This is a genomic window from Nocardia sp. NPDC087230 (genome assembly GCF_044744725.1).
In the GTDB taxonomy this organism is placed as follows: Bacteria; Actinomycetota; Actinomycetes; order Mycobacteriales; family Mycobacteriaceae; genus Nocardia; species Nocardia canadensis.
This window is the reverse complement of sequence record NZ_JBIUYV010000003.1, coordinates 345,124-359,008: the sequence shown is the minus strand read 5'-3', so window position 1 is coordinate 359,008 and position 13,885 is coordinate 345,124. Positions and strand designations below refer to the sequence as shown.

The 13,885-nt window shown below is 70.0% G+C and carries 13 protein-coding genes; 3 read left to right on the top strand and 10 right to left on the bottom strand.

Annotated elements, in window-relative coordinates:
- Positions 1 to 64: 64 nt before the first annotated feature.
- Positions 65 to 712, bottom strand: a complete 648-nt coding sequence (locus ACIO52_RS13750; protein ID WP_402643973.1) for a DedA family protein — start codon at positions 710 to 712, stop codon at positions 65 to 67.
- Positions 713 to 867: 155 nt separating this feature from the next.
- Here ACIO52_RS13750 and ACIO52_RS13745 point away from each other — a divergent pair, with 155 nt between their 5' ends.
- Entirely contained in the window at positions 868 to 1,962 is a 1,095-nt protein-coding gene (locus ACIO52_RS13745) for a serine hydrolase domain-containing protein (RefSeq protein WP_402643970.1), read from the top strand.
- A gap of 65 nt (positions 1,963 to 2,027) precedes the next feature.
- Here the strand turns inward: ACIO52_RS13745 and pyrF are convergent, their stop codons facing one another.
- Genes pyrF through pyrR form a run of 7 tightly spaced genes read right to left on the bottom strand, consistent with a single transcriptional unit; the run spans position 2,028 to position 10,728 of the window.
- The gene (gene pyrF / locus ACIO52_RS13740) at positions 2,028 to 2,852 is read right to left on the bottom strand and encodes an orotidine-5'-phosphate decarboxylase (protein ID WP_342801385.1); all 825 of its coding nucleotides are present in this window, start codon (positions 2,850 to 2,852) and stop codon (positions 2,028 to 2,030) included.
- A gap of 1 nt (position 2,853) precedes the next feature.
- Complete coding sequence (carB, locus tag ACIO52_RS13735; protein ID WP_218721675.1) at positions 2,854 to 6,216, bottom strand: carbamoyl-phosphate synthase large subunit; 3,363 nt, start codon at positions 6,214 to 6,216, stop codon at positions 2,854 to 2,856.
- Positions 6,216 to 7,331: a glutamine-hydrolyzing carbamoyl-phosphate synthase small subunit gene (gene carA / locus ACIO52_RS13730; protein WP_218721673.1), complete on the bottom strand. Its 1,116-nt coding sequence runs from the start codon at positions 7,329 to 7,331 to the stop codon at positions 6,216 to 6,218. The genes carB and carA overlap by 1 nt, the downstream gene beginning before the upstream one ends.
- Positions 7,328 to 7,834 (bottom strand): transporter, encoded by a 507-nt coding sequence (locus ACIO52_RS13725; protein WP_218721672.1) that lies wholly within the window; start codon positions 7,832 to 7,834, stop codon positions 7,328 to 7,330. Before ACIO52_RS13725 ends, carA begins: the two co-directional genes overlap by 4 nt.
- A 13-nt stretch (positions 7,835 to 7,847) precedes the next feature.
- The gene (locus tag ACIO52_RS13720) at positions 7,848 to 9,146 is read right to left on the bottom strand and encodes a dihydroorotase (protein WP_218721670.1); all 1,299 of its coding nucleotides are present in this window, start codon (positions 9,144 to 9,146) and stop codon (positions 7,848 to 7,850) included.
- Entirely contained in the window at positions 9,143 to 10,099 is a 957-nt protein-coding gene (locus ACIO52_RS13715) for an aspartate carbamoyltransferase catalytic subunit (RefSeq protein ID WP_218721669.1), read from the bottom strand. Before ACIO52_RS13715 ends, ACIO52_RS13720 begins: the two co-directional genes overlap by 4 nt.
- Positions 10,096 to 10,728, bottom strand: a complete 633-nt coding sequence (gene pyrR / locus ACIO52_RS13710; RefSeq protein WP_255588659.1) for a bifunctional pyr operon transcriptional regulator/uracil phosphoribosyltransferase PyrR — start codon at positions 10,726 to 10,728, stop codon at positions 10,096 to 10,098. Before pyrR ends, ACIO52_RS13715 begins: the two co-directional genes overlap by 4 nt.
- A gap of 646 nt (positions 10,729 to 11,374) precedes the next feature.
- Here pyrR and ACIO52_RS13705 point away from each other — a divergent pair.
- Entirely contained in the window at positions 11,375 to 11,662 is a 288-nt protein-coding gene (locus ACIO52_RS13705; RefSeq protein WP_316575317.1) for a hypothetical protein, read from the top strand.
- A 46-nt stretch (positions 11,663 to 11,708) separates the two neighbouring features.
- Here the strand turns inward: ACIO52_RS13705 and ACIO52_RS13700 are convergent, their stop codons facing one another.
- Both ACIO52_RS13700 and ACIO52_RS13695 read right to left on the bottom strand, forming a co-directional pair.
- Positions 11,709 to 12,644 (bottom strand): MerR family transcriptional regulator, encoded by a 936-nt coding sequence (locus ACIO52_RS13700; RefSeq protein WP_402643963.1) that lies wholly within the window; start codon positions 12,642 to 12,644, stop codon positions 11,709 to 11,711.
- 5 nt (positions 12,645 to 12,649) lie between these two features.
- Complete coding sequence (locus ACIO52_RS13695; protein ID WP_316575319.1) at positions 12,650 to 13,444, bottom strand: AraC family transcriptional regulator; 795 nt, start codon at positions 13,442 to 13,444, stop codon at positions 12,650 to 12,652.
- Positions 13,445 to 13,488: 44 nt separating this feature from the next.
- Between ACIO52_RS13695 and ACIO52_RS13690 the strand changes: the two genes are divergently transcribed.
- Complete coding sequence (locus tag ACIO52_RS13690; protein ID WP_218721664.1) at positions 13,489 to 13,872, top strand: hypothetical protein; 384 nt, start codon at positions 13,489 to 13,491, stop codon at positions 13,870 to 13,872.
- Positions 13,873 to 13,885 lie beyond the last annotated feature (13 nt).

Sequence of the window (13,885 nt, the reverse complement as noted above, 5' to 3'; positions counted from 1 at the left end):
GCGAACGGCGGCGACACGACGGTCTCGGCCCGCCGCCCCGACATCGGCGGTGCGGTAGCCGTCGTCATCGGACGTCGATCCGGGCGCGTCGGTCACGAAGACGTCTGACCAGCAACCACGTCGTGGCCACGAGCACCGCGGCGATGACCAGTTTCTGCAGCACACCGGCGTAGGTCTGCACGACGTGCCAGTTCTCCCCGAGAAAGTACCCCGCGAACACGAAGACCGCGTTCCACAGCAGACTGCCCGCGGTGGTCAGCACGGTGAAGCGCCCCACCGGCATCCGTTCGACACCGGCCGGGATCGAGATCAGGCTGCGGAAAATCGGGATCATGCGGCCGAAGAACACCGCCTTGTCGCCGTGGCGGGCGAACCAGTCCTCGGTGCGGTCCAGGTCGGACAGGCGCAGCAGGGGCAGCCGGTCGACGATGCGGCGCAGCCGGTCGCGGCCCAGGGCGGCACCGAGGCCGTAGAGGGCCAGCGCGCCGAGGACCGAACCGAGCGTCGTCCACAGCAGCACCTCGGCGAGGCCGAACCGGCCGCGGCCGGCCGTGAACCCCGCCAGCGGCAGGATCACCTCGCTGGGCAGCGGGGGGAAGAGGTTCTCGAGTGCGATGGCGATGCCGGCGCCGAGTCCGCCGAGCTGTTCCATCAACTGGACCGCCCATCCCGCGATGCCGGTCAGTTCGGTCGAAGTGCCTGTCGTTTCCATGCTTTCGACGCTAGGAACCCGGCGCTCGGCGATCAGTAGCGCCAACCATCCGGTCGGCGGGGTGCGACCGCAGTCGAGGGGTGGGGTTTTCCGCACCCCGGTCGCGGGGCCTGCACCCTCGTTGGCGGCACGGAGCGCCCCTAGCGTCGAACCCTATGCGACAGAAACTGTTTCGTGCCTCTGCGGTCGTTCTGGGCACCGTGCTGACGGCCGTGCTGGTGGCCGCCACCGTCCTCGTGACGGCGCGTTGGCGGGTGGTCGGGGACACGGTCGAGGCCGCGGCGCGGTGGACCGATACCGACATCGTGCTTCGGATCTCCGAGGGGGAACGGCAACGGGAGTGGCAGTACGGCGGCACCGGGCAGTCCACGCCCGACCCACACAGCAGGTTCCGGATCGGCAGCATCACCAAGACCTTCGTCGCCACCGTGGTGCTGCAACTGGTCGACGAAGGCAAGGTCGACCTGGATGGTTCGATCGCGGCACAGCTACCCGACCCGATTCCCGACGGAAACCGGATCACGGTGCGGCAGTTGATGAATCACACCAGCGGGCTCTACGACTACATGAAGGAACCCGGCCTGTCGACGAACCGGTGGCGCGGCGACGATCGATTTCGCAGTCACGCGCCCCGCGATCTGCTCGCCACCGCGGTGCGCCACGACCCGTATTTCGCGCCGGGCGCCCGCTTCCGGTACTCGAACACCAACTACATCGCGCTCGGCCTGCTCATCGAGCACGTGACAAGCCACCGCTACGGCGACGAGATCCGCAACCGCGTTCTCACTCCCCTGCGGTTGACCGCCACCACCGTGCCCGGCGACGACCCCCGCCTCCCCGCACCCGCCCTCACCGCATATCGCGACATCGACGGCGCGGGCCGCGTGGACGTGACCGAGATGAACCCGTCGCTGGACTGGGCCGCAGGCGAGATGCTCTCCACCACAGCCGATCTCGATGCGTTCTACGCCGCGTTGCTGGGCGGGCGGCTGATCAGCCCCGCCTCGCTGGACCGGATGCGCGAGACCGTCCCGATGGGCATGGGTTTCCACTACGGTCTGGGCCTGCAGCGTTTCGCCCCACCGTGCGGTGACGAGCTGTGGGGGCACGGCGGTGAGCTGCTCGGATACGTCTCGTATGCGTTCCGGTCGACCGATGGCCGCTCGCTGACGATGGTCCTCGGCTCGGCGGCGTCGTCGGACGCGTTGTCGCTGTTCGCGACGGTCACCGCGACCTACTGCCTCGCCTGATCGCGGGACGCGATGGAAACGACGAGGCCGGGGCAGCATTTCGCCACCCCGGCCCCTCGTTGCCGTCAGGCCTGCAGGAAGGCGAACTCCTCCTGCAGCTGAGTCATCTTGTCGCACAGCGCCGTCACCGACGGGCCCGCGTTGAGAACTTCGCGCGACACATTGGGCACCACGGCCGTCAGGTTCGCCGCGGGGACCAGGGCGCGGATGGAGTCCGCTCCCCCGCCCTGCGCGCCGACCCCGGGCATCAGGATGGGGCCGTTGAGTGCCGACAGGTCCGGCGCCTCGGTGAGCGTCGCGCCGACGACCACGCCGACCGAGCCGAAGCCGTGGCCCGCGTTGCGGGCCGCCGCCTCGTCGACCATGGTCTGGGCGATCGTGCGGCCGTCCGCGGCGGTGATCCGCTGCAGTTGCGCGCCTTCGGGATTCGACGTCGCCGCGAGGACGAACACGCCGCGATGGTTGGCCTGCGCCAGACTCAGCGCCGGGTCCAGGGACCCGAACCCGAGATACGGCGAGACCGTCACGGCGTCGGAGCCCAGCGGGCCGTCACCGAGCCAGGCGTGCGCGTAGGCGTCCATGGTGGAACCGATGTCGCCGCGTTTGGCGTCGGCCAGCACCAGGGTGCCAGAGGCCCGCAGGACCTCGATGGTCCGCTCGAGCACCGCGAGACCGCCCGAGCCGTAGGTCTCGAAGAACGCGACCTGCGGCTTGACCAGGGCGACGCGGCCGTCGAAGGCCTCGACGCAGATCTCGGCGAACGCCTCGAGCCCGTCGACGTCCTCGGTGAGCCCCCACGCCCGGAGCAGGCCGGGGTGGGGGTCGATGCCGACGCACAGCGGGCCGAATTCCCGCATGGCGTGCTGCAACCGGTGACCGAAGCTGTGCATGTCAGCCCCGCAGCACCGAGTGCAGCTGCTGCAGCGAGCGCACGCCGATGCCGCCGTTGATGCTCGCCTCGATGCCCTGCACCGCCGCGGCCGCGCCCTGCACGGTGGTGATGCACGGGATGTTCGCGCCCACCGCGGCGGTGCGGATCTCGTAGCCGTCCACGCGGGGGCCCGAGTTGCCGTAGGGGGTGTTGAACACGATGTCGATCTCGCCGTCGCGGATCTGCTCGACGATCGAGGCCTCCGGCATGCCGGTCGCCGGGTCGGTGGCTTCCGGGTCGGAGTGCTTGCGCACCTGCTCGCACGGAATGCCGTTGCGGCGCAGGGTTTCCGCGGTGCCCTCGGTGGCGAGGATGCGGAAGCCCAGATCGTGCAGGCGCTTGATCGGGAACACCATGGCGCGCTTGTCGCGGTTGGCGACGGAGACGAACACGGTGCCCTCGGTCGGCAGCGAGCCGTAGGCGGCGGCCTGGCTCTTGGCGAAGGCGGTGCCGAAGTCGGCGTCGATGCCCATGACCTCGCCGGTGGACTTCATCTCCGGCGACAGCAGCGAGTCGACGCCGGAGCCGTCGGCGCGACGGAACCGATGGAAGGGCAGCACGGCTTCCTTCACCGCGACCGGCGCGTCCAGCGGCACGTGGCCGCCGTCGCCCTCGGGCGGCAGCATGCCTTCCTTGCGCAGCTCGGCGATGGTGGCGCCGAGCATGACACGCGCGCAGGCCTTCGCCAGCGGCACCGCGGTCGCCTTGGAGACGAACGGCACCGTGCGGCTCGCGCGCGGGTTGGCCTCGAGCACGTAGAGGATGTCGTCCTTGAGGGCGTACTGCACGTTGAGCAGGCCCTTCACGCCGATGCCCTTGGCCAGCGCGATGGTCGAGCGGCGCACGGCCTCGATGTCGCTGCGGCCCAGGGTGATCGGGGGCAGCGCGCAGGCGGAGTCACCGGAGTGGATACCGGCTTCCTCGATGTGCTCCATGACGCCGCCGAGGTAGACCTCCTCGCCGTCGCACAGGGCGTCGACGTCGATCTCGATGGCGTCTTCCAGGAAGCGGTCGACCAGCACCGGGTGCTCGGGGTTGAGCTCGGTCGCGCGGGAGATGTAGCCCTCGAGGGAGGTCTCGTCGTAGACGATCTCCATACCGCGACCGCCCAGCACGTAGGAGGGGCGCACCAGCACCGGGTAGCCGATCTCGGCGGCGATCTTCTTGGCCTGCTCGACCGTGGTGGCGGTGCCGTACTTGGGCGCGGGCAGCCCGGCGGCGACGAGCACGTCACCGAACTCGCCGCGGTCCTCGGCCAGGTCGATCGCGGCCGCGGAGGTGCCGACGACCGGCACGCCCGCGTCGGTCAGCCGTTGCGCCAGGCCCAGCGGGGTCTGTCCGCCGAGCTGCACGATCACACCGGCGACGGTGCCCGACTCGGTTTCGGCGTGGTAGACCTCGAGGACGTCCTCGAAGGTGAGCGGCTCGAAGTAGAGGCGATCGGCGGTGTCGTAGTCGGTGGAGACGGTCTCGGGGTTGCAGTTGACCATGACGGTCTCGTAGCCCGCGGCCGAGAGGGTCTGCGCCGCGTGGACACACGAGTAGTCGAACTCGATGCCCTGGCCGATGCGGTTGGGGCCCGAGCCCAGGATGATCACCTTGTCGCGCTCACGCTGCGGCGCGACCTCGGACTCCGCGCCGGGATCCAGCTCGTAGGAGCTGTAGTGGTACGGGGTCTTGGCCTCGAACTCGGCGGCGCAGGTGTCGACGGTCTTGTAGACCGGCCGCACACCCAGGCGGTGGCGCAGCGAGCGCACGCCCGACTCGCCCGCGAGCTCGGGCCGCAGGGCGGCGAGCTGACGGTCCGACAGGCCGTAGTGCTTGGCGCGGCGCAGCAGGTCCTCGTCCAGGACCGGCGCGTCGAGCACTTCCTGGCGCAGCGCGACCAGGCCGGCGACCTCGGCGACGAACCACGGGTCGACACCGGAGGCCAGTGCGACTTCCTCGATGCTCGCGCCGAAGCGCAACGCCCGCTCGACCTGGTAGATGCGGCCTTCGGTGGGCACGCGCAGGTCGGCGAGGATGGCCTCGATGGCGTCGCGCACCGACGCCGGATCGCTGGGATCCTGCGGGGCCCACTGTCCGTCGTCGAGGGTCCAGAAGCTGGCGGCCTTGGTCTCGAGCGAACGCAACACCTTGCCCAGCGCTTCGGAGAAGTTGCGGCCCATCGACATCGCCTCGCCCACCGACTTCATGGTGGTGGTCAGGGTGGCGTCGGCGCCGGGGAACTTCTCGAACGCGAACCGCGGCGCCTTGACGACGACGTAGTCCAGGGTCGGCTCGAAACAGGCCGGGGTCTCACCGGTGATGTCGTTGACGATCTCGTCGAGGGTGTAGCCGATGGCCAGCTTGGCGGCGATCTTGGCGATCGGGAAGCCGGTGGCCTTCGACGCCAGCGCCGAGGAGCGCGAGACGCGGGGGTTCATCTCGATGACGATCAGGCGACCGTCCTTCGGGTCGACCGCGAACTGGATGTTGCAGCCGCCGGTGTCGACGCCGACCTCGCGCAGGATCGCGATGCCCAGATCGCGCATCTTCTGGTACTCGCGGTCGGTGAGCGTCATGGCCGGGGCGACGGTGACCGAGTCACCGGTGTGCACGCCCATCGGGTCGACGTTCTCGATCGAGCAGACGATGACCACGTTGTCGCGGCCGTCGCGCATGAGCTCGAGCTCGAATTCCTTCCAGCCGAGGATGGACTCCTCGATCAGGACGTTCGCGGTCGGCGAGGCGGCGAGGCCGCCACCGGCGATACGGTCGAGGTCCTCGTCGTTGTAGGCCATGCCCGACCCGAGGCCGCCCATGGTGAACGAGGGGCGCACGACGACCGGGAAACCCAGGTCGGCGACGGTCTCGCGGACCTCGTCCATGGTGTAACAGACCCGGCTGCGGGCACTCTCGCCGCCGACCTTGGCGACGATGTCCTTGAACTTCTGCCGGTCCTCACCGCGCTGGATGGCGTCGAAGTCGGCGCCGATCAGCTCGACGTTGTACTTCTCCAGCACCCCGCGCTCGTGCAGCGCGACCGCGGTGTTGAGGGCGGTCTGGCCGCCCAGGGTGGCGAGAATGGCGTCGGGACGCTCCTTCTCGATGACCTTCTCGACGAATTCGGGGGTGATCGGCTCCACGTAGGTGGAGTCGGCGAACTCGGGGTCGGTCATGATGGTCGCCGGGTTGGAGTTCACCAGCGATACGCGCAGTCCCTCGGACCGCAGCACCCGGCACGCCTGGGTACCGGAGTAGTCGAATTCGCACGCCTGGCCGATCACGATCGGGCCAGAGCCGATCACCAGGATGTGCTTCAGATCCTCGCGGCGAGGCATCAGGCTCCTTCCATGAGACCGGCGAAACGGTCGAACAGGTATGCGGCGTCGTGCGGGCCTGCGGCGGCCTCGGGGTGGTACTGCACCGAGAAGGCGCGACCGTCGATCAGTCGCACACCCTCGACGGTGCCGTCGTTGGCGCAGATGTGGGAGACCTCGGCCTTGCCGAAGGGGGTGTCGAACACCTCGCCCTTCTCACCCTCGAGGGCGAAGCCGTGGTTCTGCGCGGTGATGGAGATGCGGCCGGTGCCCGCTTCGACCACCGGGATGTTGATGCCGCGGTGGCCGAACTTCATCTTGTAGGTCTGGCGGCCCAGGGCCCGACCCAGGATCTGGTTGCCGAAGCAGATGCCGAACAGCGGGATCCCGCGCTCGAGCACACCCTGGGTCAGCGCGATCGCGCCGGTCTGGGTGGCCGGGTCGCCGGGGCCGTTCGAGAGGAACACGCCGTTGGGGTTCAGCGCCAGGATGTCGTCGAGGGAGGTGTTCGACGGCACCACGTGGGTGCGCACGCCGCGCTCGGCGAACATGCGCGGGGTGTTGGTCTTGATGCCCAGGTCGACCGCGACCACGGTGAAGCGGTGGTCGCCCACCGGCTCGATCGTGTACATGCCGTCGGTGCTGACCTCTTCGGCCAGGTCGGCGCCGAGCATCGAGGGCTGACCGTTCACGCGAGCCAGCAGTTCCGCGTCGTCGGCGAGGGCGGCGCCGGAGAAGATGCCCGCCTTCATCGAGCCGCGGGTGCGCAGGTGACGCACGACCGCGCGGGTGTCGATGCCGGCGATGCCGACCACGTTCTGCTTGTCGAGCTGGTCCTGCAGGGTGCCGGTGGCGCGCCAGTTCGAGGAGATCGTCGAGGGGTCGCGCACGGCGTAGCCGGCGACCCAGATCTTGCCCGACTCGTCGTCCTCGTCGTTCCAGCCGGTGTTGCCGATCTGCGGGGCGGTGGCCACCACGATCTGGCGGTCGTAGCTGGGATCGGTCAGGGTCTCCTGGTACCCGGTCATCGCGGTGCAGAACACCGCCTCGCCCAGGGTCTGGCCCTCGGCGCCGAAGGCGGTACCGCGGAACACGCGGCCGTCCTCCAGCACGAGGGCTGCCTTTGTCTTCGTCATTCGTCGTCTCCCGTCGTCGCCCTGGTCGCATCCGCGGTCCATGCCGGGTACACCGTCTTGTCGTCGCCCCGGAATCCGGTATCGATCTCGGTTCCGGTCGGCAGTGTCCAGCGAATTACCAGCACACCATTCTCTGTCATCACTTTGCCCGCGTGTCCGCGTTCGGTCCGCACGGCGACCACGGATTCCTGCGGAATCCAGATCACCGTCGCCCCGTCGCGTTCGAGCAGGATTCCGCGTTCGAACCGCGTCAGTTCGGCGGTCGCCCGGAATCCCAGGTCACCGACCGCGATCCGGTCCTGCCAGCTGGGCGCGATGGTGCTGCCCAGGTAGAGGCCGGTGGTCGGTTCCAGTAGTTGCGCGCCCAGCTCGGCGGGCACCGTCGGCAGCTCGCCGATGCGTGCCTGCTGCCGCGCGGCCTTCTTCTGCCAGGCTCGGTACATCAGCCACAGGCACAGGAGGAACAGGGCCAGACACCCCAGTACCCACAGAGTTCTTTCCACGTTCCTGGCCTCCCTAGATCCCGACCGCCTTGCCCTCGCGGGCAGTTACCCGGCCGCGCAGCACGGTGGCTGACACCTGAGCCGGGAACGTCATGTCCTCGAACGGGGTGTTGTTCGAGATGCTCGCCAGCTCGGCGCCGTGCACCGTCCACTCGGCGTCGGGGTCGATCAGCGTGAGGTTGGCCGGTTCACCGACGGCGATCGGGCGGCCGTGGTCGTCGAGGCCGACGATCGCGGCGGGCTTCTCGCTCATCACCCGGGCGACGCCGCGCCAGTCGAGCAGACCCGGTCGCACCATCGTCTGCACGATGATGGACAGCGCGGTTTCCAGCCCGAGCATGCCGGGGCGGGCCGCCGCGAACTCGCAGCACTTGTCCTGCTCGGCGTGCGGGGCGTGGTCGGTGGCGACGCAGTCGATGACGCCCTCGGCCAGCGCCTGGCGCAGGGCGGTCACGTCGGCGGACTCGCGCAGCGGCGGGTTGACCTTGTTGACCGCGTCGTAGGTCTCCAGGCGCGAGTCGTCGAGCAGCAGGTGGTGCGGGGTGACCTCGGCGGTGATCGAGATGCCCTGGGACTTGGCCCATTTCACCAGCTCGACGGTGCCCGCCGTGGAGGCGTGGCAGATGTGCACGCGGGCGCCGGCGTCGCGGGCCAGCAGCGCGTCGCGCGCGACGATCGACTCCTCGGCGGCGCGCGGCCAGCCGGCCAGACCCAGGCGGGCGGCGTTGGGGCCCTCGTGCGCGACAGCGCCCTTGGTCAGGCGCGGCTCCTCGGCGTGCTGGGCGATGAGCACGCCGAGGGAGTTCGCGTACTCCAGCGCGCGGCGCATGATCAGCGGGTCGTAGACGCAGTGACCGTCGTCGGAGAACATCCGCACCTGGCCGACACCCGCGGCCATGGTGCCCATCTCGGCGAGCTGCTTGCCCTCGAGCCCGACGGTGACCGCGCCGACCGGGAACACGTCGACCAGGCCGACCTCCTGGCCGCGTCGCCACACGTGATCGGTGATGACGTGCGAATCGGCGACCGGATTGGTGTTGGCCATCGCGAACACCGCCGTGTAGCCGCCGAGTGCGGCCGCGGCCGAACCGGTTTCGATGGTCTCGGTGTCTTCGCGGCCGGGCTCGCGCAGGTGGGTGTGCAGGTCGACGAAGCCGGGCAGCAGGATCTGGCCGCCGCCGTCGATCACCTCGGCCTCGGCCGACGCCGCGATGCCGCCGCCGATCTCGGCGATGACGGTGCCGCGCACCAGCACGTCGACCGGCTCGCCCTCACCGTAGGGCCGGACATTCTTGATCAGCAGTTCACTCACGCCGCCACCTCCTGGGTGCCGACGAGCAGCCGGAACAACACGGCCATTCGCATGTGCACTCCGTTCGTCACCTGTTGCAGGACCGCCGCTTTCGGCGAGTCGGCGACCGCCGAGGCGATCTCCATGCCGCGCAGCATCGGACCGGGGTGCAGCACCACCGCGTCGTCGCCGAGCAGGCCGAGCCTGCGCTCGGACAGTCCGTAGTTGATCGAGTACTCGCGGGCCGACGGGAAGAAGCCGCCGTTCATCCGCTCGGCCTGCACCCGCAGCATCATGACCGCGTCGGCGCCGGGCAGTTCGGCGTCGAGCGAGGTCGCGACCCGGCACGGCCAGGCCTCGACCCCGACCGGCAGCAGGGTGCGCGGGGCGACCAGCACGACCTCGGCACCGAGGGTGTTCAGCAGGATCACGTTGGAGCGGGCCACCCGGCTGTGCAGGATGTCACCGACCAGCACGATCCGCTTGCCCTCGATGTCGCCGAGGCGCTGGCGCAGGGTCAGCGCGTCGAGCAGCGCCTGGGTGGGGTGCTGGTGGGTGCCGTCGCCGGCGTTGATGATCGAGGGCGCGGCGCGGTTCTCCTCGCGCGCCCACTGCTCCATCCAGCGCGCGATCTGGTGCGCGGCGCCGGAGGCCGGGTGGCGCACGATCAGCGCGTCGGCGCCGGCCGCGTGCAGGGTCAGCGCGGTGTCGCGCAGCGATTCGCCCTTGGAGACCGAGGAACTCGACGCGCTCACGTTGATCACATCGGCGCTCATCCACTTGCCCGCGACCTCGAACGACACCCGGGTGCGGGTCGAGTTCTCGTAGAACACCGTCATCACCGTGCGGCCGCGCAGCGTCGGGAGCTTCTTCACCTCGCGGCCGAGCAGGGCCTGTTCGAAGCGCTCGGCTTCGTCGAGAAGTTCGGTGGCGGTGCCCCGATCGAGATCGGCGACCGTCAGCAGGTGCTTCACGCTTGCGCCTCCTGGTGCAGATACACACCGTCGTGTCCGTCGTGTTCGGTCAGCAGGACCGAGATGTCCTCGGCGCGCGAGGTCGGCACGTTCTTGCCCACGTAGTCGGCGCGGATCGGCAGTTCGCGATGGCCGCGGTCGATGAGCACGGCGAGCTGGACGGCGCGGGGGCGGCCGAGGTCACGCAGGCCGTCGAGGGCCGAGCGGACAGTGCGGCCGGAGAACAGCACGTCGTCGACGAGGACCACCAGGGCGTTCTCGATGCCACCGTCGGGCACGGAGGTGCGCTCGAGCGGGCGGTGCGGACGGCTGCGCAGGTCGTCGCGGTAGAGGGTGATGTCGAGCGAGCCCAGCGCGGGCCGCACGCCGGAGAATTCCTCGATCTTGGCGGCGAGCCGGTTGGCCAGGGTGGTGCCGCGCGTCGGGATACCCATGAGAACCACCCGCGGTGCGTCGGCGTCGCCGGAATCCAGGGCGGTCTTCTCGATGATCTGATGGGCGATGCGCGCGACGGTCCGATTCACGTCCGAGGGCGACAACAGCTCGCGCCCGGCTGCCACCCACTCCGGAGTGTGCCGTTGCGATGTTTCGCCCGCGCCGGTTTTGGCCGCCCGTTCGGGCACAGCCATGCCGACCTCCTTCCCCGCCTCACCGGACGGTCCGTTAAAGGATGTCTAACTCGCGCTCCACCCTATCAGCGTCCTGACCGGCCTTTGACCAGGTAGGCCCGCCTGTGAGCGCGGCCACGAAGCCCCACGCGGCCCGGGGCGGTGCGTCGCCGATCACACACCGACAGAAAGCCCAGTGAGCGCTGGGGTTTCACGTCTCGGCTGCGCCGCCCGGCCGAGACAGCACGTGACGGTATTCACGAGCCGTCCGCGCCCTGGTCGGTGGCGGGCCCGAACCACACCGACAGTCGTGCGCACAAGGCCGCGAGTCCGGCGTCGTCGAGACGTTCACGGATCGGGCCACGAGTCCACGTCGTGCCAGTCGAAGTGCGCGGGCATCGCCCGGGGCCGCGCGAACACGTGTGGGTGCTTGTCGGCCCCCGGGGCGCCGACTACACTGTGACGCGCGCCACAGCCGTTCGCGCGGGGTGGTGCTGACGCTCAGCGCACAGCGTGGCCCGATCGGAGCGCCGGGTCGCGGCGATCCTCTCCGACCCCGTTCGTCGACGAGCCGGGCCCGACAGTCGCTCCACTCCAGCTCGGCCGCCGTGGCGGCGAGCGATCCCGTGCGCACTTCCGCACGACCCTTCGGCAAGGAGATGACGTCATGGCTGTAGTCGTCGAACTCGATTTCACCGGCGCGACGCTCGATCAGTACGACCAGGTGCTCGACAAGATGGGCTTCGTGCACGGCGGGGCGGGCGGGCCAGGGATGGTCTTCCACGTGGCGCGCAAGACCGACGACGGATTCCATGTCACCGATGTGTGGGAGTCGGCGGGCCAGTTCCAGGAGTTCGCCGAGACCACCCTCCGGCCGCTGAGTCGGGAGGTCGGGATGAGCGCGGAACCCACCATCACGATCCACGAGGTCTACAACTATCTGACGCAGGGCTGAGCCTGCTCGCCGACCGTGGCGCGGGGTCACAGTCGGCGAGCGGCAATCAGGCGGTGGCCGCCTGCAGAGCCTGGGCGAACCAGGTGAACACCGGCGTCAGGTCCGGCTGTTCCGGCCAGCCGTTGACCACGGCCAGCAACCGCCAATAGCGGTGCACACGTGGATCGTTCGCGACCGCGAGGCGTTCGAGGATCCATCGGCGCAGCGCCGGGTCGTCGGGGCGCTCGAACGTGCTCGCGTAGCGGGCGGTGAGCGCGTCGAGCACCGGTCGCGCGGCCGGACTGTCGGCAGCCACACCCGCGTCGACGGCTGCTGCGACCTCGGTACGGACCGCTTCGGTGAGTTCGTGGTGCAGGCCGGTCGTGTCGCCCGCGGCACGTTCCCTGGCCTGGTAGGCCGCCATGCGCCGCACCGCGTCACGGAAGTCGGTGTCGCGCACCAGTTCCGCCAGTTCCATCCAGGCCGCGAGCTGATCGGGCGACGGATCGTCGGGTAGTTCGGGCACCGCGGCGCGGACCAGCTCGACCATGGCGGGGTTGGCGGCGTAGCGGCCGAAGGTGTCGTCGACGAAGTCCTCGATGAGGCGGTGTCGTTCGGCGGCGGACAGGGTGGCGAGTCGGTGCATGAGATCCATCTCCGGTGGGGTCGGTTCCCGGGCGGCCACCGCGCGCAACACCGCTCGACGGACCCGCAACGCCCGGATCTCGACCTCGAGCGCGTCGGCGTGGGTCGCGGCGACCTCGGTCATCGAGGCCTCGCGGGCGAGCACCCGGCGCACCGTGGCGAGGTCGATGCCGAGAGCGCGCAGCGTGCGCACCAGTTCCAGGCGGGCGAGGGCGGCGGTGTCGTAGCGGCGGTGGCCCGCCGGATTGAGGGTGGTCGGCGCCACGATGCCGCGGTCGGCGTAGAAACGGATCGCCTTGACCGTCAAGCCGGTTCGGGCGGCCACGTCGCCGATCGTGAACAGGGTGTCGTCGTCCATGACGCTCAGCGTGCCGTCTCCCCTCGGGGGAGAAGCAAGCCCGGATCCTCGACGACGATCCGGACCCCGGACCCCAGCAGGTCGGCGGCGGTGAGCCCGAACAGGGCGTGGAAGGTGTCGCTGAAATGCGACGGGCTGGCGAATCCGGCGTCGGCCGCGGCGGTGGTGAGGTCGGCGCCCTCGGCTACCGCCCGGCCGACGGCGAGCATGCGCGCCCACACCCGGTACCGCCGGAAGCTGGTACCCGCCTGGGCGGAGAACAGGTGCAGCAGCCGCGATTTCGACAGATGCACCGCGGCGGCGAGCTGATCGGCGGAGAGATCCGCAGCTGGGTGCGCGCACAGGAGGGCGGTCGCGGCGGCGATCCGGGGATCGAGGTCAGGGCCTGCCGTTCCGGACACCAGGTCCAGGAGATCGTCAGGGGCGGTGTCACCCTCGGCGAGCCGGATCAGTGTCGACTCGTCGACGTGGGCGATGCCGAAACCACCGGTGTCCGCGCGCATCCGGCTCCGGCAGCCCGCGGCGCGCGGTGAGCCGGGATCGAGGTAGCAGAACAGCATTCGCCCGTCGGCGACGATCCGGTGCGGTGTGCGTGGCGGCACCAGAACGCTGCGCAACGTTCGGGTGCCGATCGCGTCGGCGTCGATCGTGAACGGCCCGTCGAGCCCGACCGCCAGGCAGCCCACCGACCCGCAGTGGCGGTCCAGCCGCAGCGACGGCCCCCGGTAGATCGCGTGCCCGGCCCACAGCCACACCGTCGGCGCAGGACGGCACGTTTCCGGAAGTGGTGCTGCGCCCATAACGCCATGCTTGCACGAACGGTGTCGGAGGAGAGGGTGGATATATGGTCGCGGAGGTCGTCGGCGCGGTGTTGCTGGTGGTCGTGGGGCTGGTGCATGTGCTGCCGGGTGTGGTCGCGATCGCGCCGGGGCGAGCAGCGACGGCCTACGGCACAGACGTGCCGAACCGGGATCTCGAGTTGTTGCTGCGGCATCGGGCCGTGCTGCTCGCGCTGGTCGGGATCGGGCTGATCGTCGGCGCGTTCGTGCCGTCGGCGCGGCCGGTGACCATCGCGGCCGGAATCCTCAGCACCGGTTCGTTTCTTGTGCTCACGATGGCGATCGGTCCCCGTGCCCTCGATGCGCGGACGCTGCGGGTGGCACGGATCGACGTGGGTGCGCTCGCCGCGCTGGTGCTCGCGGTGCCGCTGTTCGGGTTCGCCGAATGAGGTGCGTCGAGCG

Coding starts and splice junctions, on each gene's coding strand:
- ACIO52_RS13750 (WP_402643973.1), bottom strand. CDS start 712: ATGGAAACGACAGGCACTTCGACCGAACTGACCGGCATCGCGGGATGG.
- ACIO52_RS13745 (WP_402643970.1), top strand. CDS start 868: ATGCGACAGAAACTGTTTCGTGCCTCTGCGGTCGTTCTGGGCACCGTG.
- pyrF (WP_342801385.1), bottom strand. CDS start 2,852: ATGCACAGCTTCGGTCACCGGTTGCAGCACGCCATGCGGGAATTCGGC.
- carB (WP_218721675.1), bottom strand. CDS start 6,216: ATGCCTCGCCGCGAGGATCTGAAGCACATCCTGGTGATCGGCTCTGGC.
- carA (WP_218721673.1), bottom strand. CDS start 7,331: ATGACGAAGACAAAGGCAGCCCTCGTGCTGGAGGACGGCCGCGTGTTC.
- pyrR (WP_255588659.1), bottom strand. CDS start 10,728: ATGGCTGTGCCCGAACGGGCGGCCAAAACCGGCGCGGGCGAAACATCG.
- ACIO52_RS13705 (WP_316575317.1), top strand. CDS start 11,375: ATGGCTGTAGTCGTCGAACTCGATTTCACCGGCGCGACGCTCGATCAG.
- ACIO52_RS13700 (WP_402643963.1), bottom strand. CDS start 12,644: ATGGACGACGACACCCTGTTCACGATCGGCGACGTGGCCGCCCGAACC.
- ACIO52_RS13695 (WP_316575319.1), bottom strand. CDS start 13,444: ATGGGCGCAGCACCACTTCCGGAAACGTGCCGTCCTGCGCCGACGGTG.
- ACIO52_RS13690 (WP_218721664.1), top strand. CDS start 13,489: ATGGTCGCGGAGGTCGTCGGCGCGGTGTTGCTGGTGGTCGTGGGGCTG.